This is a genomic window from Pseudomonas sp. B21-059, from assembly GCF_026016285.1.
Taxonomy (GTDB): Bacteria; Pseudomonadota; Gammaproteobacteria; order Pseudomonadales; family Pseudomonadaceae; genus Aquipseudomonas; species Aquipseudomonas danubii.
This window is the reverse complement of the sequence record NZ_CP087201.1, coordinates 1,796,129-1,819,744: the sequence shown is the minus strand read 5'-3', so window position 1 is coordinate 1,819,744 and position 23,616 is coordinate 1,796,129. Positions and strand designations below refer to the sequence as shown.

Below are 23,616 nucleotides of genomic sequence, written 5' to 3'. Positions count from 1 at the left end.
TTGCCGAATCAGCCACACAAAGGCCTATTCGATGAGCGCCCAGTCCAGTGCCGTGCCGCGCTTGAGGGCCTGACGCGCACGACGGCCGAGCAGCGCATCGTAGTGCTTGGGAGCCAGCCCCAGCCCGGGACGGATTGCCCGCACGTTGTCGGCACTGAACAGCTCCCCGGCCTGCATGTCCCGAGTGACATACAACGACCGACGGTACATCAGCGACTTGCTCTCGGCCTGAGTAGCGCCATAGCGCACTTGCCCCATGGCCTGCCAGGCCCGCTCGGTTTCCACCACCAGGCTGGCCAACTCCCCTGGCTCCAGGGAAAAACTGGCGTCGACCCCACCGGCCGAACGGTCCAGGGTGAAGTGCTTTTCGATCACCGTGGCGCCCAGGGCCACAGCAGCCACCGAGACCCCAACCCCCATGCTGTGATCGGACAAGCCCACCTCACAGCCGAACAGTTCCCGCAGATGAGGAATAGTCAGCAGGTTGCTGTTGGCCGGTGAAGCCGGATAGGTGCTGGTGCACTTGAGCAATACCAGATCCCGGCAGCCGGCCTGCCTGGCGGCCTGCACGCTTTCGTCCAGCTCGGCGATGCTGGCCATGCCGGTGGAAATGATCAGCGGCTTGCCGGTGGCGGCGACCCGGCGAATCAGCGGCAGATCGGTGTTTTCAAAACTGGCGATCTTGTAGGCCGGAACGTCGAGGCTCTCGAGAAAGTCCACCGCGCTCTCGTCGAACGGCGTGGAAAACGCCAGCATGCCCAACTCACGTGCCCGAGCGAAGATCGGCTCGTGCCACTCCCATGGCGTATGGGCACGCTGGTACAGGTCGTAAAGCGATGAACCGGCCCACAGGCTGTCCGGGTCCTTGATGAAGAACTCTCCCTGATCCAGGTCCAGGGTCATGGTGTCGGCGGTGTAGGTCTGCAACTTCAGGGCATGGGCACCGGCCCTGGCTGCGGCCTCGACAATCTGCAGGGCCACATCCAGCGACTGATTATGGTTGCCGCTCATCTCGGCGATGATCAACGGCGCCGCACCCGCGCCCACGCAGCGCGAGCCGATCTTGAAACTAGTCATCCAGATGTTCCTTCAACACACGGGTGAATTCGCAGGGCGCCTGGCAATAGCCGGCCCGGCGAAACAATGTCAGCGAAACCTGATTCTCTGCCAGCACCCTAGCCCCCAGACGCTGCACATCGGGCCAATGGCGCACCAGCCAAGCCTCGCCCTGCTCCAGCAGCGTCCGCCCCCAGCCCAAGCCCAGGTGCTCGGCAAACAGGTAGATGGACACATCCACCTGAACGCCTTGGCGGTCATAGCGCAGCACCCCCACGGCCCCCGCGGCTATTTCCGCTATCAGCAACAGCCGCTGCGGATCATTCACAGCGGCCTCCAGCCAGCGCACATGGTCCGGCCACTCAAGCGCCTCAGGCTGCTGGGACCAACGCCTGACAGGCTCAGCATTGCGCCCCTCGAACAGCAGCCGGGCATCCTCCACAGTCGCCGGACGCAAGCGCAGTACCGCAGTGAATAACGCCGCCGCCACTCGCTGCACGCCCCGACCATCCACCAGCTCGCGGGCCCGGCGAGACAGGCTATGCCGCAGCCCCGGATTGCCCAGCAACAGACTCAGGGCCTGGCGCACCTGCTCCACGCTGACCTGCTCACAGGCCCCCAGGTACAAGTGGGCACCCGCCTCGGCCAGCAACCGGGCATTGGCCTCCTGGTTAGCGGCCACGGTGATGCACAGCGTAGGCACGCCCAATACCGCCCGCTCCCAGCTGGTACCGCCTCCCGCGCCCAGGCACAGGTCGGCCTCGACCAACAGCCCGGCGAAATCCTTCACATAGCTGTGCAGTCGCCAGTGCGGCCGTTCGGCAGCCAGGGCCTGCATGGCCTGCCAGTCAGGGTTGCCGCTGCCGGCGACGAAGTCCACCTGCAGATCGTGAAAATCCAGCAGTGCCAACATGGCCTTGTGGGTCTGACCGGCGGCATCGAAGCCGCCGAAGTTCACCAGCAAGCGCCGCGCCTGTGGCCGGATCGATATCGGTGGACGGCGGAACTCTTCGCGCAGCAAGGCGTAGTGCGGGCCGAACAGGGTCCGGCACGACGCATCGTGCAATCCGGAATAAGCCTGGGCACTGCCGCTGAAATTCTGGTCCAGCAACAGGTCCACGGCATGCTTGCGGTTGGCCAGATCATCGATCGCTGCAATCCTCGGCGCCCATTGGCGAGCGGCGCTCTGCCATTGATGATCAAGGCCGTAATGATCCACCAGCACCCAGTCGAAGGCCGGCTGAGAGGCCAATGCCAGCTGCAGCGCGGCAATGTCCGCCTGCCAGGGCAAAGGCGCCTCGATCCCCAGCTCTGGATGCTCGCCGACGTAGCACTCCGGCAATTCAAAGGCCTGGAAGCCCTCGGCCCGCAGCGCCTCCAGGCGATGGCCGGGCAGACGCCGACAGGCGAACGCCACATCAGCACCCTGACGGCGCAGTTCCTGGGCCAGGGTCAGGCAGCGGGCCACGTGGCCACTGCCGATGGCCGGCGACGCATCGGCGCGGATCAGCACCCTCACTCCAGCTCTCCTGCGGCCTTCAGCGCGGCATACAGGTATTCAGCTCGCTGCCAGTCCTCTTCGGTATCGATGTCCTGCACCAGATGACGGGGCAGGATCACCGGCAGGCTGCGGGGCGAGAACAGCACCTCCCCCTCCAGCCAGGCCTGGCTCCTGCCCCAGTAGAACTGCCCGGCATCCTGATAGGCCGGTGGCAGATCCTGGGAACGGCTCTGGCGAAATTCCGGGTACAGGGCATTGAGCGCCCCCTGCTCATCGAGGGTCAGCGCCCGCTGCACGGGAAAGCCGAAGCTGCACACCGAGAAGGCGAACGCCTTGTCCGGGTGCTGCACCAGCGTCTCCAGCCCCTGGCGCAGATAACGCACCTGCAGCAAGGGCGCGGTGGCGTAGATGCAACACGCGTACTCAAACACTTGCCCCTGCTCCTGCAATGCCTGCAGGGCATGGACAATCACCGCTGCCGTGCCGGTGAAGTCATCTGCCAGGGACTGTGGCCGAATAAACGGCACCTCGGCGCCACAGGCGAGCGCCAGTTCGGCGATCTCTGGATCGTCGGTGCTGACCACCACTCGCTGGAACAATCCGCAACTCAAGGCCTTGTCGATGGAGCGAGCGAGCATCGGCACCCCATCAAAGGCCCTGAGGTTCTTGCGCGCGATACGCTTGCTGCCGCCTCGGGCAGGAATGATGGCGATTGCGCTCACGATATTGACGGCTCCTGAATCCAGCGTCGCACCTGCTGGACAACATAGTCCTGCTCGCTGTCACTCAACCCGGGATAAATTGGCAGGCTGATGGCTTCTGCGTAATAGTGCTCAGCCTCGGGAAAGTCCCCCTGGGCGAAGCCCAATGCCTGGTAATAGGGCTGCAGGTGCACCGGAATGTAATGCAGGTTGACCCCGATTCCCGCCTCACGCAGCCCCTCGAAGACCTGCCGATGGGAGCGCTGCAATCCGTCGAGCTGCAAGCGCACCACATACAGGTGCCAGGCCGACTGCGCATCAGCCTGAGCCTTGGGCAGCGTCAACGGCAAGTCCTGCAACAGCTGCTGGTATCGGGCTGCCAGGTACTGGCGTCGCTGTACAAAGCCATCCAGTTTTTTCAACTGTGACAAGCCCAGCGCCGCCTGAAGATCGGTCATTCGATAGTTGAAGCCCAGCTCCACTTGCTGGTAATACCAGGGACCATGGCTGGCCTCACTCATCTGTTGCGGATCACGGGTCATGCCGTGGCTACGCAAGCGCCGTAAACGATCCACCAACTCAGGACGATTGGTCAGAACCATACCTCCCTCGGCACTGGTAATGATCTTCACCGGATGAAAGCTGAACACGGTCATGGCGGCAAACTCGCCGCACCCGACGGGCCGGCCGGCATAGCGCGCACCCACCGCGTGAGAGGCGTCCTCGATCACGGTGAAGGCATAACGCTCGGCCAGTTCCGCCAACTGGCGCATGTCACAGCTCTGTCCGGAAAAAGCCACCGCCACCACCACCTTGGGCAGGCGCCCCATGGCCTGGGCCACCTGCAGCTTGCCAGCCAAGGCCTCGACATCAAGATTCCAGGTCTGCGGATCGATATCGACAAAATCCACATCCGCGCCGCAATAACGCCCGCAGTTGGCCGAAGCCAGAAAAGTGTTGGGGCTGGTCCACAGCCAATCGCCTGGCCCCAGGCCGGCCGCCAGGCAAGCAATGTGCAAGGCCGCCGTGGCATTGCAGACGGCCACCCCAAAGGCTGCTTCGCAACGGGCCGCCACGGCCTGCTCAAAGGCATCTATGGTGGGTCCCTGAGTCAGCCAGTCGGACTGCAAGACGGCCAGAACCGCATCAATATCCGCCTGATCCACGCTCTGGCGGCCGTACGGAATCATGCCGAAATCCCGTCATGCAACTCGGCAATCTGCCCCACCGAGAGAAAGTGCGGATTGGTATCGGAGCGGTACTCGAAATCCTCGGCGACCGAAACGCCCCTCTCCCCGACCCCATCAACGGCAAAATCGACATTGACACTGGTGAAGCGAATGGACGGTTGAATCGTGTAGTGATCGGCAAACTCCAGGGTCATGCGCGCATCATCCAGAGGCACCATCAACTCATGGAGCTTCTCCCCAGGACGGATGCCCACCTGTTTCTGCGGCAGATGAGAGGCCATGCCCGACGCCAGGTCGACAATGCGAATCGAGGGAATCTTGGGCACGAAGATCTCACCGCCATGCATACGGGCAAAGCTGTCCAGAACAAACTGCACGCCGTGATCCAGCGTGATCCAGAACCGCGTCATGCGCTCATCGGTGATCGGCAGTTCCCTGGCGCCCTCGGCAATCAGCTTGCTGAAGAACGGCACGACCGAACCACGGGAGCCGGCGACATTGCCGTAGCGCACCACGGCAAACCGGGTTGGCTGCTCACCGGCAATATTGTTCGCCGCCACAAACAGCTTGTCCGACAGCAGTTTGGTGGCGCCGTACAGGTTGATCGGGCTCGCTGCCTTGTCGGTGGACAAGGCCACGACCTTCTTCACCCCGTTGTCGATGGCCGCGGCAATGATGTTCTCCGCACCATTGACGTTGGTACGAATGCATTCCGTGGGGTTGTACTCGGCAGCCGGCACCTGCTTCAGGGCGGCAGCATGGATCACATAGTCGATGCCACGCATGGCTTGGCGCAAACGCTCGGCATCACGCACATCGCCGAGAAAATAACGCATGCAAGGGGCATTGAAGGTTTGCTGCATTTCATACTGTTTGAGTTCGTCACGGGAAAACACCACCACCCGCTTGGGCTGATACTGCTCCAGCAGACGACGAATGAAATTGCGCCCGAACGAACCGGTGCCACCGGAAATGAAAATCGACTTGCCGTTGAACATGACTGAATCCTTATCCGAGCAACTGGGCCCAGTTGACCGCACTGGCAGCACCCAGGGCAAAACCCTTGCCGCTCAACGCCAGGTTCTGGTTATAGGCATTATCCTGGGCAAAGCGTGCCGCCCATTTGTCTTGCAGGGCCGCGGCCGCCTGTGGGTGTTGCGGCAACGTCCCCGGATGCTGCACCTGGGCCTGGGGCGTCAGTACCGTGAGGTAACCGGCATCGGCCACTTTCAGGCACAGGTCGACATCGGCGAAAGCCTGGTCGAAATGCTCTTCATCCAGCCCGCCCACCGCCTCGAACAGCGCTTTGCCGATCATCAGACAGGCACCGGACACCGCTGAATAATTCTTCTCCACCCACAGGCTATTCATGTAGCCCGCAGCCTCCTTGGTCTCACCGGCGAAGGCCGCACCCAGGTGGCCGTCGAACCCCAGGATCAGCCCGGCCTGGGTGGTCACGCCGTTTTCGTTCACCAGCTTGGCGCCAACAATCCCGACTTCCGGGCGTTGAGCCTGGTTGAGCAAGCTCTCGATCCAGTTGGCGTTGACCACCTCAGCATCGGCCGCAAGCAGCACCAGGTACTCGCCCCGAGCTTCCCGGCAAGCCATGTTGAACAAAGCCGAAGCGCTCAGGCGTTGGCCACTGCGCAACACACGAATGCGCTCGCCGCGGCCTTCCAGGCTGGTCAGCCAGCTGTCGAGCTCGACACTCTGGTTGTGGTTTTCGGCGATCAGCACTTCATAGCGCTGGTAGCGGGTGCGCTGCAGCACGCTGACCAGGCAACGTTGCAACTCGGCGAAATTGTCCTGGCTGGGCAGGATGATCGATACCAACGGCCGCTCGGCGTGCTGATACTCGATCTGGTAGGTACCCGGCTGCGCCGAACCGACCTGAGCGCGATAGCCTCGTGCGGCCAGGTGCCGGGTCAGCACCTGCCGCTCTTCGGCGTCAGCCTCGTCCCCCGGAGCCTGACAAATCAGCAAGGGCTCGGCCAGGTGGGCCAGACCGGCCAGGCCGCCGTCCTGGATCAGGCGCAGCAGCAGGTCCAACTCCAGCGCCTGCTTGAGCTCACGGGAGAAACCACCAGCCTGCAGCACCGTCTCGCGGTCCAGCAACCAATGCCGGGCCATCAGCGCCGGTGTGCCTTGCAATTGATCGAGGTTGACCCCGGGGCGGAACACCGAAGTCAAAGTGGCATCGGCACGGCGCTGGATCTCGTCCATGGCCACGGCACGAATGCCTTCGGCGCCGAGCAATTCCAGGCTCGCCCGCAGCAGGCCGCTGGCGGTGAACTGATCACCGGCCTCGGCCAACAGCACCCAGTCGGCACGGGACTGGGCCATGGCCTGATTGATGCGCTCGACGTAGTTGTTTTCCGTGACCTTGACGAAATGCAAGGTGTCCTGGGCCGTGGTGGTGGCCGGCAGCTCGCCCGTGGTGAACACCACCAGTTTGAACGCCTTGTAATGACCGGCCAGCAGGCTGTCGAGCGTGGCCTGCAACTTGACCAGGTCAGCGTCCAGGTCCAGCAGCAGGATCTGCACTTGCGGGCCACCGGCATGGCGGGCCAGGTGCGCAGCGATGGCACTCAACTGTGCCGGCTCCGGAGCACGGGCCTCGAGCCATTTGAGCAAGCGTCCCGACTCGGTCGCGTTGAACAACGCACGGCTGTCCGACCCCGGTACCGACGCCAGGCGCTCGGCCCAGGCCTGCAGCTTGCGCGCCTCCTCGGGCTCGTCGCTGTCTTGCATCGACTCGGCCAGGCGCTTGACCACCTCGCGGTTGAACAGGTTCAGGGTCAGCGCTTCCCACAACCGGGCGCGCAGGCTCTCTGGTGTGTCGTTGGGATGAACCCGCATCAACTCTTCCTGACGCAGCAACACACCCTCCAGCTCTTTGAGCTGCAGACGCCCGGTGGGCATGGCATGCATGAGGAATTCCAACTCGGTCAGCAGATCGAACATCGGCTGGTTGTAGAACGGCATCTCGACAAACTGCTCGGGACCGAAAGAGCGTACCGGCTCGGCCCCGACCTCGACCCAGGCCGAACGAAAGATCGCCGTGCCCTTGAGGGAACGACCGCTGAGCAGGCAGTCGGCCATGGCGGTGAAACTGTCCAGGGCGATCTGCTTCACCTGCTCGGGGTCCCGACCACTGAAACCGGTGGGCAGCGAGGCGAGGAACTCGGCGAACGCCTCACGCTGGGCCACCGATTGCGCGTCCTTGTAGGTCAGCACCGTCAGCACATTGGTGTTGTGCTCCGAGGCCCCGTAGTTGGCCTCACGCACGGCAAACGGAATCGGCAGGATCCGCGCCTTGGCACAGGCCAGCAGGAAGAAGGAGTGACCGATTTCCTGCCATTCGAAACTCACTCCCGGCGGCAGCAGCTCATACCACTGGCGCAGCAGGTCGGTGCGGGTTACCGCATAGAACGGCGGCAGGAAATGCCCCATGAAGTTCATCACCCGATCCTGGGCATCATCGGCGTCATAGTCCTCCATGACCCGGCGATCACGGCGGTAGTAATTGGTTTCCGAAGCCCGGGCCAGATACATCATCCCGTAGCCATGGCACAGCCCGTAGTCGGGATGGGCCTCAAGAAACTCCAGGGAGCTGGTCAGCGCATCATGGAGGAGAAAATCGTCATCGGCAGCGAACGCCATATAAGGCGTGGTCACCAGGCTCATGCCGTAGGTCAGCTTGTCCTGCAGGCCCTTGTAGCCGAACTGCGGCAGATGCCGGTAGTCGACCTGGGGATAGAGCTGCGCCAGGGACTCATCCGCCTCCAACGACGAATCCAGTACCAGGATCGAGCACGGATAGGTGCTGTAATACTGCAAGGTGCGCCGCATGAACGCTTTGCGGTTGTGGGACAACAGCACAAGGGTGAAACGCTCACTCAGGGGTGCTTTGTCATTCATTGCTTTGTCTCCAACCCACATAGGTACTTCCCCACAACCGGCCAAACGCCTTGAACCTGCAACCATTGATAGTTAACGAACCCGACGCAGGTAACCGTCCGGCGCCACGGTGATCAGCAGCTTGTTCTGCATCTGGTAGTCGATCTCGAAATCGCGGTTCTCCTCCAGATAGGCCCAGACCGCGGTTTTCGGGTTGTCACCCGGGCCCCACGGACGATCCGGGAAGAAGCTTTCCGGCATGTCCTCGACCACGGTGTCCATGACCACGCAGTAGCTGTCCACCGACACCAGCGGCGCATACAGACGCAGCTCTTCGAGCACGTGCTCGTGAGTATGGTTGGAGTCCAGGACCAGAATCACCTTCTTGCCGGCGGCTGCAGCCCGTACCTGCTCGGCGATGGCCGGGTCGATGCTCGAACCTTCGATCATGCGGATCCGCTTGCTCATCGGATGCTGCTCGATGGCTTCGCGGTTGTGCGGGCGGATATCCAGGTCGATGCCCAGCACTTCGCCATGGCCCTGCAACTCCAGCAGCGAGGCGTAGTAGATGATCGAGCCGCCGTGGGCGATACCGCATTCGATCACCAGGTCCGGCTTGACCTGCCAGATGATTTCCTGCATCGCCATCATGTCCTGGGGCAGCTGGATGATCGGCCGGCCCATCCAGGAAAAGTGATAGCTGTACTTGTGGGTCGCGGACTCGTTGAAAAAGTCACGGGCCAGGCCCTTGAGTTTCTCATCCTGGCCCTGGGCGCTGATCTGCGCCTGGCATTCTTGTTCAAAGGCTTGAATGACGTTGTGCTCGGTCATGTTCGGTTCTCAATGGCAAATTAGCTGAACGAAGCGCTGTCGACGGCGTGATAGACATAACGGCCGTCGGTCATGCGCTTGATTTCTTCGAGGTAGTTGGAATTCATCACGAACAGGTTGGCGCCTGCCGGCAGTGCCTCCATGGCTTCTTGTGGCGATGACACACGCATGCCACTGAGCGGCAGGTACCGGCCCTGTTTGGCCGGGTTGATATCGACGACCTGATCCACCGCCACACCCGCGCGTTGCAGGAACAGCGAATAGATCACGCCCTTGGACGACGCGCCCCAGATCCCGGCAGCGGTGTGCGGCGCCGAGCCGATGATGCGTTTGGCGCACTCGATGCTGGCGGTGAAATCCGCAGGCATCTGCAAGGGCTGGATCGGCGCCGGCAACGACGACGTCAAGCTGCCCAGGTCCGCCACCACATATAGGTACTGGCCGCCGAACAGGTGCCCGGCCTCGTGCACGGTGCCGAACATGCGCTGCAGGTCCTCGAGGCGGAAGTAGTTGACGTGCTCATAGAACACGTCGAACCAGGCGCGATGCTCGAGAATCCAGTCGAAACACGGCACTTCGATATAGATCTGCCCGCCCTGGTTGGCATCGGCAATCTCTGCCAGAAAGGCCAGCGGATCAGCAATATGCTCCAGCACATGACGCAACACGATGGCCTCGGCAGCCAGCCCCAGGCCACGGGTGAAAGGCGCCTTGATCACCTCGGGGTTGGTCCCCTCGTAGGCCGGGTCGATGCCGGTGATGGCATAGCCCTCACTGCGCAGCAGTTCGAGGAAGTAGCCCTTGCCGCAACCGACCTCGATCAGCTCGCGCCCCTTGAAGTGCCGGGCGATGATGCCCTCCACATCCATCAGGTGCTGCTGGAACTGCGCCGAATGGGCCTGTTCGTTCTGGTAGTCGCTGTCGTAGCTGAGCTTGTCGGCATCGAAGGCCTGATTGAAGATCAGCCCGCTCTTGAGATCCTGCACCAGCACGATGTCCGCAGACGCCGAGGCCCGGGCACTCTGGGCATCGGCGAAGGTACGGTTCTGCAACACCGGCAAGTCGGCGACCCGATACAACTCATGCGCCATGTTCGGCTCCTGTTATTTGCAGCAAGCGCTGGTTCAAGCCCCAGAACGCCATGGGTTCGTAGTCCGGGTACGGGTAATGCCCCAGGTTCAGGCGAATCGCCGAACCGCGCTGGGCGATGCGCTGCTCCACCAGGGAACGCACGGCTATTGGCCGGCCGCTGGAGCAATTGACCACCCCGGAAAATTCTCGCTGCTCGAGCAGCGCCGTCAGGTAGCCGGCAGCCGCCTCGATGTCCAGGTAGTCCCGCAGTTGTTCGCCGCCGGACATATTGAAAACCTCGTCACCGGCATCGATCGCTCGATCCAGTGCCGCCAGCAGGCTCTTGGGATTCTGTCCGGGGCCATGCAGGTAGAACAGCCGCGCCCACTGCAAGCTGAAGGGCAACTGCTGCTGCAGGGCCTGGAGGAACAGGTGCAGGCTGTGCTTGGCCAAGCCGTAGGGATTGCCTGGACGAGCCTCGGTCTGCTCTGTCAAAGGTCCACTCTGCATGCCGTACTCGAAGCAGGTGCCGGTGACCAGCACCTGGCTCACCCCCGCCTCGACCACCGCCTTGATAAAGCGATAGTCGGCCATCAGGTTGTGCTCCAGGTGAAACAGCGCCTGGTAGTTCGGCAATCCGGGCCAGGCCAGATGGGCCAAGGCATCGACCCCGTCCACCAGGGCCGCGACATCCAGCTGCGGGTCATGCACATCCAGCGCGCGAAACTCTACCGCGTCGAACCAGGGCATCTGCCGCGCCTTGTCCAGATCCCGGGCCAGCGCCCGGACCCGGCAACCCCGGGCCAGCAAGGCCGCGACCAGATGCCGGCCGACAAAGCCGGTGGCGCCGGTGACCAGCACCGTCATGCCCTTCACAGCAGCTTCAACTCAGGCACGGCAATCACGAAACGCCCGCCCCATTGCCGCACCTGGGCCAGTTGCTCGCTGACTTCGCCCAACAGGTTCCAGGGCAACACCAGCACATAGTCCGGCTGCTCCTGGTCGATGCGCTCGGGGGCCACCACCGGGATGCGACTGCCCGGCAGGAACTTGCCCTGCTTGTGCGGGCTGGCGTCGGCGACCCAGGCCAGCAAGTCAGCCTTGACCCCAGCGTAGTTGAGCAAGGTATTGCCCTTGGCTGCCGCGCCGTAGCCCACCACGCGCTTGCCTTCGGCCTTGGCCTGGAGCAGGAAGCGCAGCAGCTCGTGCTTGATCCGCTCAGCGGCTGGCGCCAGGGTCTGGTAGTACTCGGGCGTGTTCACCCCTGCACGCTGTTCCAACAGCAACTGCTGCGCCACGCTGTCTTGCACCGGCCGGCGCGAGCCATCGATGCGCTGCACGAAGACCCGTAGCGAACCGCCATGGGTGGCCAGGGTCTGGACGTCGAAAACTTCCAGGCCGTTGCGCTGGCACAGGCTCAGGACCGCGGTCAGCGACAGGTAGGAATAGTGTTCGTGGTACAGGGTGTCGAACTGCTGCCCGGCCATCAGGGTCAGCAGCTGAGGAAACTCGAAAGTCGCCACGCCCGTCGGCTTGAGCAACGTAGCGAAACCACAGAGGAAATCGTTGATGTCCGGCACATGGGCCAGCACATTGTTGGCCGCCATCAGGTCGGCGGCCCAGCCCTCCTCCAGCAACTGCGCGGCAGTGCCACGGCCGAAGAACAGCTCGCGGATCTGCAACCCCTTGGCCCGCGCCGCCTGGGCGGTGCTGCGGGTCGGCTCGACCCCCAGGCAGGGAATGTCACGCTGGGCCACGTACTGCAGCAGGTAGCCGTCGTTGGCCGCCACTTCCACCACCCGGCTCCGGGCGTCCAGGCCGAAACGCTCGACCATCTGCGCCACGTAGTCTCGGGCATGCTGCAACCAGGTGCTGGAGAACGAACTGAAGTAGGCATAGTCGGCGTCGAACAGGTGGTCGGCGCGGGTGTAGTCCTCGGTCTGCACCAGCCAGCATTGCTGGCACACCTGGACCTTGAGCGGCACCCACTGCTCGGCCTGATCCAATTGCTCGGCCCGCAGGTAGGCGTTGGATGGCGGCGAGGTGCTCAGGTCGATCAGAGGCAGGCTCAGGCATGCGCCACAACCGCGGCAATTCATAGTCTCACTCCAGCGAAGGCAGCATCGAGCAAGGGGTGGCTGGCATCCCGGGTCGACAGATTATTGACAGGCAACGGCCAGTTGATCGCCAGTCGCGGGTCCAGCACCGACAACCCGGCCTCGTGCTCGGGGGCGTAGTCGGCGCTGTGCAGGTAGAGCAACTCGGCATCGTCGCTCAGGGCCTGGAAGCCATGGGCGAACCCCGCCGGCAGCAACAGGCTGCGCCCATCGCCGCCACGCAGGTGCTCGGCATGCCAATGCAAAAAGGTCGGCGACTCGGGGCGCAGGTCCACCGCCACATCCCAGACTTCGCCGCGCAAGCAACTGATGAGCTTGGCTTCGGGCCGGGCGGCGGTCTGATAGTGCAAGCCACGCACGCTGCCCTGTTCGCGGGTGCAGGAGTGGTTGATCTGGCGAATATGGAAGGGCTGGCCAAAGGCGCTCAGACTGCCTTCGCAGAACAGCCGGGAGAAATGCCCGCGCTGATCTTCGAAGCGTTTGTGGCGCACCTCGAACAACCCGGCCATCGGCAGAGCCAGGACCTGGAACTCGCTCACAGCGCCCCCCGGTACAGGTTCAACTGCCCAAGGGTCACGGCACGCATGTCCGCGCCGCTCTTCCAGGCCAGGTGCCAGTCCAGGGTCTGCGCCAGGCACTGTTGCAGCGTCCAGCGAGGTTTCCAGCCCAACAGCTGGCGCGCACGACTGCTGTCCAGACGCAGCAGGCCGGCTTCGTGCAGCTCACTGGGTTCGATTCGCAGGCCCGGGGCCTCGGGCCATTGCCGGGCCAGCAACTCCACCACTTCACCGACGCTGCACATGTCCTGTTCACCGGGCCCGAAGTTCCAGGCACCGGCGTATTGCGGGCCGTTCACGTACAGGCCGGCTGCCAGTTGCAGGTAACCGGCCAGGGGCTCCAGGGCGTGTTGCCAGGGGCGTACCGCCTGGGGATAACGCAAGGTCACCGGCTCGTCGGCCGACCAGGCCTTGAGCACGTCGGGAATCAACCGCTCGGGGGCGAAATCGCCACCGCCCAGCACGTTGCCGGCCCGGGCCGTGGCCAGGGCCAGGCCGTGCTCGGCATAACGCTCGGCAGCAAAGAAGGATGAGGCATAGGACTGGGCCAGCAACTCGCAACAAGCCTTGCTGCTGCTGTAGGGGTCATGGCCGCCCAGGGCTTCGTTTTCCCGATAGGGCCACAGCCATTCCTGATTGGCGTAGACCTTGTCAGTGGTCACCAGGACGCAGGCACGGACCCCACCGACCTGACGGATCGCTTCCAACAGGTTGAGGGTGCCCATGACGTTGCTTGAGTAGGTCCCCAGCGGATCACGGTAAGCCTCGCGCACCAGGGGCTGGGCCGCCAGGTGCAGGACGATTTCCGGCTGCACCTGGGCGATCAGCTCCAGCAGGCTGCCCAGGTCTCGCAGGTCGCCACGATGATCGTCGACACCTTCGGCCACCCGGGCCAGTTCGAACAGGCTCGGCTCGGTCCCCGGGTCCAGGGCGAATCCGCTGACCTGGGCCCCCAGGCTTTGCAGCCACAGGCTCAGCCAACTGCCCTTGAAACCGGTATGGCCGGTCAGCAGGACCCGCTTGCCACGCCAGAATTCCTGGCTCAGTCCCATTGCTTCCACGGGGCCTCCCCGCTTTGCCAGAGCTGCTCCAGATGATTCTTGTCCCGCAGGGTATCCATGGACTGCCAGAACCCCGAATGCTCGTAGGCGCTCAGTTGCTGATCCTTGGCCAACTGGATCAGCGGCTCGGCCTCCCAGGTGGTGCTGTCGCCATCGATGTAGGACAGCACCTTGGGTGACAACACGAAGAACCCGCCGTTGATCCAGCCACCGTCGCCACGAGGTTTCTCGGTGAAGCCCAGGACCTGGTCGCCATCGCGATCCAGGGCGCCATAGCGGCCCGGAGGCTGCACGGCTGTGACCGTGGCCAGCTTGCCGTGGGACCTGTGGAAATCCACCAATGCACCGATATCCAGATCGGATACGCCATCGCCATAGGTGAAGCAGAAAGCCTCGTCTTCCTGCAGATAACGTCCGGCCCGGCGCAAGCGTCCGCCGGTCATGGTTTCCTCTCCAGTGTCGATCAGCGTCACGCTCCACGGCTCGCTGTAATTCTGATGCACGTCCATGCGGTTGTTGCGCATGTCGAAGGTCACATCCGAAGTGTGCAGGAAGTAGTTGGCGAAGAAGTCCTTGATCGCGTAGCCCTTGTAGCCCAGGCAAATCACGAAGTCATGAATCCCGTGGGCGGAATACTGCTTCATGATGTGCCAAAGAATTGGCTTGCCACCGATCTCGATCATGGGCTTGGGCTTGAGGTGGGACTCTTCGCTGATTCGCGTACCCAGTCCACCTGCCAGAATTACTGCCTTCATCGCTGTCCTCTTGCTCTTCGTGGGCCAGCCCAGCCCTTTCAGGACTGGCACGGCGCCAGATGCAGATCATTCATCGCAACCAAAGGGGCCCTTGCACTGCGCCGCAGTGAAGGATTTATGGCGATTTGCCGAGGACTTGCAGGAAGTGCGCCAATTGCGTGCGCGGCGCCCGCAGGCGCCGCAGAAGACAGCGAGAGCAACCACCCGAACGGAGGATTGCCCCACATCCCGGCCAACGACGATGGCAATCGCCGGCCCGGGGAGGACGATCAGTCCGCCAACCATCCCCACAGCCAGTGCCGCAGGTTGTCGTCGCGCAGCATGAAGTCGCGATGCACCGCTTCTCGCAGCTCATCCCCCATGCGGTAACTGGCTGCCGGGTCGGACAGGTGCATGCGGATCGCCTGCAACCATTCCTCGGTACTGTTGCTGCGGACCTTGGTGCAAGGCAGGAAACCGCGATAGGCCTCGGTGTCGGTGCAGATCACCGGGTAACCGCAGGCACCGTATTCCAGGAGCCGCAGGTTGCTCTTGCAGTCGTTGAAGATATGAAACTCCAGCGGCGCCAGCGCCAGATCCAGGTTCAGGCTGGCCAGCTTGAACGGATAGCTCTGCAGGCTGGTGAGCGAGTGAAATTCGTGTACGTAAGGACGCAGGTCGTCAGGGCACATGCCAAAGAATACCCACTCGACCTCGTTCGCCAGCTCGCGCACCACCTCGGCGATGATCTCCAGGTCGCCGGTATGGCTGGTGCCACCGCCCCAACCCACCCGCGGCTTGCTGGAGGTACCACGACGACTGGTCAAACTGGCCCAGGGGTCCAGCGCCAGCATGTTGGGCACCACGCGAATGTCGCTGTGCATGCTCGACAGGGCATCGGCCAGGGGCTGGGTGGTCACCACCACGCGATCACACAAGCCGATGCCTTCGCGCAGCATCTGCTCGGTGTTCACCGGCTTGTTCCGAGCGTGGGTGTTCTTCTTCGGCGCACTGACGATGTAGTCGTCGAGCTCGAAGACCCGCAGGGCGCTGGAGTATTTTTTCATCCGCAGAATGTCACTGGCCGCCCCTTCGCTATAGCGGCACTGCAGGATGATGGTATCCGGCGACAGGCGCTCGATGTCCGCCGTGGACGGCGACTCGTAGGCCACCCGGGCAATCACCCGCCCCGCTTCTTCCAACGCCGTCAGGGGACCGGTCACCCGGTAATGCCCGACCGCGGAACTGTTGACCGGCAAGCCGAGGATCAAGGGCAAGGCGCGACTGCAGAACGGATTCCAGTTGTTGCGCAAGGAAGGCTCCAGACTGAAGCTGGAGTAGCCCAGGCTCAGGGCCGGGTTATAGGCCGGATCGCGAGCGATCTTCGCCATCCACTGCTGGTAGAAGCGCTCCTGCTCGGCCTCGCGGGCCAGCTGCCGCTCGCTGTCATCACCGGCAGGCGACGCTGGCCGCAGCATCAGGGTGGCGTGAGGCGTCCAGACCACCAGATAGCCGTTGCGGTCGACCCGCAGGCACAGGTCGGTCGCACCCAATTCGTCGGCGAACGCCTGCGCATCCAAGCCGCCCAGGCTGTCGAAGACCTCCTTGCGTACCATCAGGCAATCGCCACTGACCGCACTCCAGTTCTGTACCACTTGCAGCCGTTGCATGTAGCCCCGGGCGTCCATGGCTTCGCCGACAAAGGGCGAACTCGCAGGCCCGGCCATGCCCAGCACCTGGCCGGCATGGAGAATGGAGCCATCGGTGGCCAGAATCCGCGCCCCCACCACGCCCACCTCCGGACGCTGGGCCTGATTGAGCAACTCATCCAGCCAGTCGCCGCTGCAGATCAGCGCCCCCGGATTGAGCAGCAACAGGTAGTCGCCACGCGCCTGGCTCGCCGCACTGTTGATCAGCGCAGCCTGGCTGTGCGGACCGACATAAGGCAGAACCCGCAGCATCGCACCACCCAGCTGGGCCATGGCCGCCAGCCAGTCGGCCATGGCCGGGTCGCGACTGCCGGCATCCACCAGCACAATTTCGTAGTGGTTGTAGGCCGTCTGCTCGATCAGGCTTTCAACGCAGCGCTGCAGGGTCGCCAGGGAGTCACCGCACGGCAGGATGATCGACACCAGCGGCCGGCTGCCATGCAGGTAATCGATGCGATTGAGCAGGGGCAGGTCATCGTGAACAATCCGGTGTTCCACACCGATCCGCTGCAGATGCGCGGCCACCAGCCCTTCACTGGCCTCGATCACCTGGGGGCGGGACAACCACTGGGCGAAGCTGAACTCGGACTCCAGCTGGATATCGGCAATGTGCTCGATGGTCCGGGGCCCCGCCGCCTCCACCATCCGCCATAGAAGATCATGGGGCGCCAGTTCGCCATGGCGCGGATCGAACCCGCCTTCGGCCATGAAGCGCTCGCGGGAAAAAGCCAGGGCACGACCGACATAGGGATAGGAGCGCATCAGGTCGAGGTTGAAGTCAGGCTTGAACACCGGCTCCGACGACTCACCCTCTACCAGCGCGCCTTCATCACTGTAGGCGCAGAGCATGGCCGGGGTATTGGCGATGCGCTCGGCAAGAATCAACAGTGCCGACTCCTGCAGGCGATCACCGGCCTGCAGCAGATAGAACCAGTCGCAACCTTCCAACTGCGGCAGCAGCTCATTGAGCTGCTGCACCCAGTCGCCTCGCAGAGGCTGGTGCAGAACCCGGTCACGCACCTGCTCCTCGCCCACCGACAACACCAGCACCGCGGCAGGCGCGAACAGCTGGCCATCAATGCTGTCCAGAGTCCGGGCAAGCGCTTCGCCATCGCCCTCGAAGTCAAGGACCACCGGCACCAACTGCACCCGCCGCGGCCAGCTGTCGATGCGCTGAGGCATCAGCCGCTGCTCCACCGCCGAGAACTTGCGTACCGACAGCCACTCTCGATAGAAATCCTCGTAACTGATGCTCTCGCCACCCACCCGGCCATCGACCACGGTACTGCGGTTGCCCAGCACCCGGGTCACGCACAGCTCCTGCCAGTTGCGCGGCTGCTCGGCCTCCTGAGCCATATCGACATACCGCACCCAGCCTGCCGCCGGCGCCAACTCGCCACTGCGGGCGGCCAGCATCTGCACCAGCCACTCCCACTCACTGCGTGCCTGCTTGAGCATTTCCGGGGTAGCGCTCAGGCGCCCCGGGTACAGGCGTTCGCAACTGAGCACCGTCACCAGCGCCGCGAGATTGCCACGGCGCATCAGGCAGATGAACAGGGCGAAATCCAGCAGCGCGACAAAACCCGCGCCCTCCTGGATCAATGCCGGCAGCAGCTCCAGCACATCGGCACGACGCATCAGTGCCGAGCTGAAGTTGCCGAGGAAATTGCGCGGCGTGCTCTCGAAGATCGCCAGCATATCCTCGCCCTTGAGCACGGCATCGTTGTAGGTAAAGCGGCAGTTGTCGACCCGCGGCGGCAGGATGAAATTCCCAGCGTCACTGAATACCCGTAGCGCACACACCAGATTGACATCCGGATTGTCGATCAGCACCGGCGCCTGCAGTGCGATGCTGGGTGCAAACAGCCGATCGTCGTCACACAACACCTTGATCAGCTCGCCACGCGCCTCTTCAACACAGCGCAGAACATTCTTCTGCAGCCCAAGGCGTTGCGGGTTGCGCAGGTACCGCACAGGGTGCGCAGGCTCGGCCACGGCTTCAACGATACGCTGGATCTGATCGTCGGCACTGTCGTCGCAAATGACGATTTCCAGGGGCTGGTAGGTTTGGGCCAAGGCACTGTCGAGGGCCTGGCTGAAGAAGCGCGGGTTGAAGGCGGGGATAACGATGCTGACTAGAGGGGCTTGGTTCACGGTTGCAAACTCTCGAGCGGCGAGCCCTGGCCAGAAAGACCAAGGCTGCAGAACCGCTTAAAAAAGACGGCTGACGGCTCGACGGTCATGGCGTTCGAGCCGCAGCTCGAACGCCATGTTCTCAGACCTTGTTGAACAGGCCGAGCTGAGTGATCTTGCTGAAGGCCAACTGCGAGGCCTGCAACATGGTCTGCTGCAGGGTCAGGCGGGTCATGACTTCGGCCGGATCGGAATCACTGATGGCAGAACGGGTGGTGACGTTGGCTGCCGCCAGACTTTCGTTGATTTCGTTCTGGGTGGCCAAAGCCGAACCACGACCACCGATGGAGCTGATGCCGATGGACAGCTGATCGACACCACTGGCCAGGTTGGCCATGCCCGACGCGAGGTCGGCCAACTGCTTCTGGGTTGCCAGGACGTCACCGTCAGTGGGTGTGCTCAACGCGTTTTTCAACTGACTCACGGTGTCCAGGATGTTCTGGGTTTCGTGGGTGTTAACCGCCACGCTGAACTGATCGTTGGCGGCCGGCGAAGGAGCGCCCGTCAGGGTGAAGCTCACGCCTGCCGCAGTGGCGATATTGCCCGGCCCTACCACACCCGAAGACACCGGTTTGCTGTCTGCCGTCAGCGGCGCGGCATATAGATCGAAGTTGGTGGCGCTGGTGAACTTGAGCACGGCAGAGCCACTCGGGAACGTCGAGTTGTAGGCCACCGGATCAGTCACGCTGGCGGCCGAGACCTGAGTCATGCTCGGGTTGCCCGGAGAACGCGCAACGTTGAAGGTGTCCGGCTTCGACGCCAAGGTGAAACTGTGCCCCGGCAGCACCGTGCCAGCGACATCGCCGGACTTGAGATTGATGTTCAGGTTCAGATCGACACCACGGAAACTCACCGTCTGATTCGGTGAAGTACCGATCACGCCGCCCTTGCTGGCCTCGGCCGTCACATCGTTGCCGCTGCCATCGAGGATCTGCAACTGGGTACCGCTGACGAACGACACGGTATAAGGCTCGCCACCGCGGAACTGGCTGTTGTAGGTACCGCTGTTGGTCATCTGGCCATTGGACAGGGAAACCCGCCCATCATCCACCACCGGCGAGGTCATGGTGACCTGGCTACGACTGGTGTTGAGCGCCTGCTGGAACACATCCCAACCGGTGCTGTTGGCAGCCATCATCATGGTGTCGCCCACCGGCAGCTTCAGGCTGCTCTGGTCACCGTTGTAGCTGTAGGTGCCATCGGAGTTGCGGCTGAACGGCGGAACGTCGTCCTTGGAGCCGCCAAAGAGATACTTGCCGTTTTCGTCCTGAGAGTTCATCAGGCTCAGCAGCTGCTCTTCGATCTGCCCCAGCTCGGCAGCATTGGCCTGCCGGTCGGCATTGGTGTAACCGGCGCTGCCGGCGCCGACGGCCAGTTGCTTGGCCCGGTCCAGAACGTTGTTGATGCTGGTCATCACCGACTCGGCCTGGCCCAGGGAAGCCTTGATCGAGTTGCTGTTGGCCTTGTACTGATCAAGCAGGGAAGCCTGCTGACCCAGCTGCAGCAAACGGGCAGCGCCCACCGGATCGTCGGCGGCGGTCTTGACCCGGACCAGGCTGCTGGCCTCTTCGCCGCTCTTGATCGCGTTGGAGAAGTTCTTCTGATAGTTGGCAGCCGAAGTCTCGTAATACTGGGCGGTGGAAATGCGCATGGGCTACGACTCCTTAAAGGCTGTTGATCAGCGTGCTGAAGGTTTCCTGCGCAGCCTTGATGATCTGCGAAGACGCGGTGTAGTACTGCTGGAACTTGACCAGGTTGCCGGTCTCATCGTCCAGGTTGACCCCGGACAGCGAGTCACGGGCACCCTTGGCGTTGGCCAGGATGGAACCGTTGGCAGCACTGTCGAGCTTGGCCTGGCTGGCCTTGGCGCCGACGTTCTCGATCAGCTTGCCGTAGGCATCCACCAGGGTGATGCCCTTGCTCGCCGAACCGGTGTCCACGGTCTGCTTGGTCTGCAGACCCGACAGCGCCAGGCCGTTGCGGTTATCCGAAGAACCGGCGCCATTCACCGAAATGTTCATGTTGTCGCCAGCATTGGGCGAACCGGCAACGGTCATCTGCACCGTGAAGGTCTTGGTCACAGGTGGCGCGCCGCCGTCAGTGATCGGGTTGCCGCTGGCATCGAGCATCTTGATCTGCAGGTTCAGGACATTGCTCTGCCCTGGCACGATGGAGCCGCTGCCCATCTTGACGCCCTTGGCGTCAAAGTAATCGTAGGTCTGGCTGCCGCCGGACGCCGCATTGAACACCACCTTGACCGGGCCGGAGTTCTTCAGGGCGGTCTGCATTTCCAGCTTGCTGGCTGCATCGTAGTTGTTGATCGGCACCGCCAGGGACGGCTGCGCAGAGATGCTCAGGGAGCTCTTGACCCCGGCACCGATCTCGGCCTTCAGCGGCGCAGCCAGAGCCAGGCGCTTGGCGTCGGTCATTTCCGTCTGGATGGTGGCTGCGGCATTGCGGGTCGGGGTGATCTTGAAGCTGTCACCGGCGGCCACCGTACCATTGAGGTTCAGCGAAAAGCCGTCGATCACGGGTGCCGGGCTGGTCGTGGTGCTGAAGGTGCCCATGTCCTTGCCGTCGGAACGCTTGACGCTGTAATTCGTGGCGCTGCTGAAGGTCACGGTGTAGTCGCCGGTGCTCAGCTTGCCGGTGTCCTTGATGGTCACATCGAAGTTGCCCGAGCCCGCGCTGTTGGCGGCGCTGGCCATACTGCGCTGACTGATCATCCGCAGGCTGTTGATGTCGTTGAACAGGTTGCCGCCGAACTCACCGTTCTTGTCGATACCCTGGGCCATCTGGCTGTTCATCTGGTCGGCAACCACCAGGGCCACGCGCCCCAGTTCATTCATTGCCGGGTCCAGCACTTCACTGCGATAGCGCAACAGGCCACCAATCTCGCCACCGGTGGTGACGTTGGTGATGTCCACGGTGCTGGTGCCGCGATTGAGCTGCAGCATGGAGCGCGTCGGGTCGTTCTTGCCCTGCACCACTTCCAGGGTGTTGGCGGAGTTGCCCATCACCAGCGGCTGGCCACTGCCCAGGTACAAGTCGAGGCTGGAACCACGCTCCGACACCTGGACGCCGATAAAGGTCGAAAGCTGGCGCACGGTTTCGTTACGGGCATCCAACAGGTCGTTGGGCATGCCGTTGCCGTTGGTCGACAGTTCGGAAATCTTCTGGTTGAGCTGGGCGACGGTATTGGCCAGCTTGTTGACCTGGTCGGCCATGCTCGCCATGTTGCCGTTGATGTTGCTGTTCTGTTCGTTGAGCTGGCTGGACACCGAGTTGAAACGGTTGCTCAAGGCCTGGGTGTCGCTGAGCAGCAACTGCCGGGAAGCCTCATCGGTAGGCTTGGCGTTGAGGTTCTGCAGCGAGGCGAAGAATTTGGTCAGCGCGCCATTCATGCCAGTGCCGTTGTCCGACAGCAACTGGTCGACCGGGCTGATCTGGCCCTGGTAGGCCGCGACGTCACTGTTCAAGGACGTGGCGGTGCGCAACTGGGCATCGAGGAAGCTGTTGTACACCCGGCGTACGTCCGCCAGGGTGGTACCGGTGCCGATGAAGACATTGCCGAATTGAGCGGAGGCCTTGGTGCCCTGCACGGTCTGCTGGCGCGAGTACCCGGCGGTGTCGGCGTTGGCAATGTTGTTACCTGTAGTCACCAACGACGTTTGGCTGGCGGCCAGCCCCGACATCCCAATATTGAGCAAACTCATGATTCAGACCTTATAAATTCGTGGAAACGCCCGCCGCAGCGTAGCTCTCGTAGTTCTTCATCTGCTTGGCTATCTGCGAAATCTTGCTAGCGTAATCCGGGTCCGTTGCATACCCGGCTTTTTGCAACTCGCGAACAAACTGTTCTGGTTTATCGGCAACCTTCAGCACTTCTTGATAGCGATTATTGCTCTGCAACAAGGTCACCAGATCGTGGAAGCTGTCCTGGTAGGAATCATAGGAACGGAACGCCGCCGTCTCCTTGACCATCTGCCCATCGCGGAACTCGCTGGTGATCGCTCGGGCCTGAGCGCCCTGCCAACTTTTGTTGGCCTTGATGCCGAACAGGTTGTGACTGCTGCTGCCATCCTGCTGACGCATGACCGATTTACCCCAGCCGGTTTCCAGCGCGGCCTGGGCTACCAGATAACGCGGATCGATACCGATGCGCTGGGCCGCCTGCTGCGCCATCGGCAACATGGTGGCGACAAAATCATCTGCGGAACTGAAGGCGCGCTTGGCCGGCGCCAGCGGCGGCTGAGCCATGGCCCGGCCATACACGCGCATCTTGCCCTGTGACGCGGCGTAGCCCTGGTTGACCCGCCACTCGCCACGCAGCACTGCATCGGCGGCTGCGCTATTGCGGGTAGGCGCAACGTTCTGGGTAGAGGCGTCAGCAGTCGCACCGGCCGAAGGCACGATACCGGTCAACAGGCGATCGGTAAGCTTGCTCGGCAACGACAGGCGCCGTTGATTGAGCAACGCCATATCGTTATGCGACACCGTGCTGCGCAACGGGTCCTGGGCACGCGAGGCCCACATTGGACGCTGACCATTGACCCGGCTCAACGGACCATCCTGGGCGGTGGTACCGGCGGCAATCGGGGTCGGAGTCGCCACCGGCGCCGCGGCTGTCAAGGCCGTATGGGTCGCGCCCGGGTTGGCCGGCTTGTTCTTCATCATCTGGCGCATCAGCACATTGGCCAGGCCGATACCGCCACCCTCACGAGACAGGGACACCGCCAGCTGCTGGTCGTACATGTCCTGGTACTGCTTGGCGGCCGGGGTGTTTAGCGGGTTGTCCTGGGCAATGACATCGGTGGCCTTGCGCATGGACTTGAGCATTTCATTGAGGAACAGCGACTCGAACTCCTGCGCAACTTTGCGCACGTTGGCTTCGCCGTTCTTGTCGCCGACCTTGAGTTGCTGCAGGCGATTGAGGTCGGAGTAAGACCCGGAATCGCCGCTGCCAATCAGTCCGCTCTTACGAATATCCATGGC

The 23,616-nt window shown here is 62.8% G+C and carries 17 protein-coding genes; all 17 read right to left on the bottom strand.

Annotated features, from left to right (window positions below; all coding sequences use genetic code 11):
- Nucleotides 1-24: 24 nt before the first annotated feature.
- Nucleotides 25-1,077, bottom strand: coding sequence for a pseudaminic acid synthase (gene pseI, locus LOY69_RS08210; RefSeq protein ID WP_102864036.1), 1,053 nt, complete (start codon nt 1,075-1,077; stop codon nt 25-27).
- Nucleotides 1,070-2,575: a UDP-2,4-diacetamido-2,4,6-trideoxy-beta-L-altropyranose hydrolase gene (gene pseG / locus LOY69_RS08205; RefSeq protein ID WP_265074373.1), complete on the bottom strand. Its 1,506-nt coding sequence runs from the start codon at nt 2,573-2,575 to the stop codon at nt 1,070-1,072. Before pseG ends, pseI begins: the two co-directional genes overlap by 8 nt.
- A complete protein-coding gene (gene pseF / locus LOY69_RS08200; protein WP_102864038.1) occupies nt 2,572-3,279 on the bottom strand; it encodes a pseudaminic acid cytidylyltransferase in 708 nt (235 codons plus the stop codon). The genes pseG and pseF overlap by 4 nt, the downstream gene beginning before the upstream one ends.
- Nucleotides 3,276-4,448, bottom strand: coding sequence for a UDP-4-amino-4,6-dideoxy-N-acetyl-beta-L-altrosamine transaminase (pseC, locus tag LOY69_RS08195; protein ID WP_265074372.1), 1,173 nt, complete (start codon nt 4,446-4,448; stop codon nt 3,276-3,278). The genes pseF and pseC overlap by 4 nt, the downstream gene beginning before the upstream one ends.
- Nucleotides 4,445-5,446, bottom strand: a complete 1,002-nt coding sequence (gene pseB, locus LOY69_RS08190) for a UDP-N-acetylglucosamine 4,6-dehydratase (inverting) (RefSeq protein ID WP_102878849.1) — start codon at nt 5,444-5,446, stop codon at nt 4,445-4,447. The genes pseC and pseB overlap by 4 nt, the downstream gene beginning before the upstream one ends.
- A gap of 10 nt (nt 5,447-5,456) precedes the next feature.
- Entirely contained in the window at nt 5,457-8,390 is a 2,934-nt protein-coding gene (locus tag LOY69_RS08185) for a TIGR00180 family glycosyltransferase (RefSeq protein ID WP_265074371.1), read from the bottom strand.
- 51 nt (nt 8,391-8,441) lie between these two features.
- Entirely contained in the window at nt 8,442-9,179 is a 738-nt protein-coding gene (locus tag LOY69_RS08180; RefSeq protein WP_102878847.1) for a cephalosporin hydroxylase family protein, read from the bottom strand.
- Between the two features lie 20 nt (nt 9,180-9,199).
- Nucleotides 9,200-10,270 (bottom strand): class I SAM-dependent methyltransferase, encoded by a 1,071-nt coding sequence (locus tag LOY69_RS08175; RefSeq protein ID WP_110595148.1) that lies wholly within the window; start codon nt 10,268-10,270, stop codon nt 9,200-9,202.
- A complete protein-coding gene (locus LOY69_RS08170) occupies nt 10,260-11,117 on the bottom strand; it encodes an NAD-dependent epimerase/dehydratase family protein (protein ID WP_265074370.1) in 858 nt (285 codons plus the stop codon). Before LOY69_RS08170 ends, LOY69_RS08175 begins: the two co-directional genes overlap by 11 nt.
- Nucleotides 11,118-11,122: 5 nt before the next feature.
- Complete coding sequence (locus tag LOY69_RS08165; RefSeq protein WP_265074369.1) at nt 11,123-12,349, bottom strand: class I SAM-dependent methyltransferase; 1,227 nt, start codon at nt 12,347-12,349, stop codon at nt 11,123-11,125.
- Nucleotides 12,346-12,906 (bottom strand): dTDP-4-dehydrorhamnose 3,5-epimerase family protein, encoded by a 561-nt coding sequence (locus LOY69_RS08160; protein ID WP_102864045.1) that lies wholly within the window; start codon nt 12,904-12,906, stop codon nt 12,346-12,348. Before LOY69_RS08160 ends, LOY69_RS08165 begins: the two co-directional genes overlap by 4 nt.
- Nucleotides 12,903-13,985 carry a CDP-glucose 4,6-dehydratase gene (gene rfbG / locus LOY69_RS08155; RefSeq protein ID WP_102864046.1) on the bottom strand — a complete coding sequence of 361 codons (1,083 nt, stop codon included), beginning with the start codon at nt 13,983-13,985 and terminating at the stop codon, nt 12,903-12,905. Before rfbG ends, LOY69_RS08160 begins: the two co-directional genes overlap by 4 nt.
- A complete protein-coding gene (rfbF, locus tag LOY69_RS08150) occupies nt 13,967-14,740 on the bottom strand; it encodes a glucose-1-phosphate cytidylyltransferase (RefSeq protein WP_102864047.1) in 774 nt (257 codons plus the stop codon). Before rfbF ends, rfbG begins: the two co-directional genes overlap by 19 nt.
- A gap of 269 nt (nt 14,741-15,009) precedes the next feature.
- On the bottom strand, nt 15,010-18,582 hold the full coding sequence (locus tag LOY69_RS08145) for a glycosyltransferase (RefSeq protein WP_265074368.1): 3,573 nt from the start codon (nt 18,580-18,582) through the stop codon (nt 15,010-15,012).
- A 121-nt stretch (nt 18,583-18,703) separates the two neighbouring features.
- Nucleotides 18,704-20,272, bottom strand: coding sequence for a flagellar hook-associated protein 3 (locus LOY69_RS08140; protein WP_110595146.1), 1,569 nt, complete (start codon nt 20,270-20,272; stop codon nt 18,704-18,706).
- 13 nt (nt 20,273-20,285) lie between these two features.
- Entirely contained in the window at nt 20,286-22,337 is a 2,052-nt protein-coding gene (gene flgK, locus LOY69_RS08135; protein ID WP_110595145.1) for a flagellar hook-associated protein FlgK, read from the bottom strand.
- Between the two features lie 10 nt (nt 22,338-22,347).
- Nucleotides 22,348-23,613 (bottom strand): flagellar assembly peptidoglycan hydrolase FlgJ, encoded by a 1,266-nt coding sequence (gene flgJ, locus LOY69_RS08130; RefSeq protein ID WP_102864051.1) that lies wholly within the window; start codon nt 23,611-23,613, stop codon nt 22,348-22,350.
- Between the last annotated feature and the right edge of the window lie 3 nt (nt 23,614-23,616).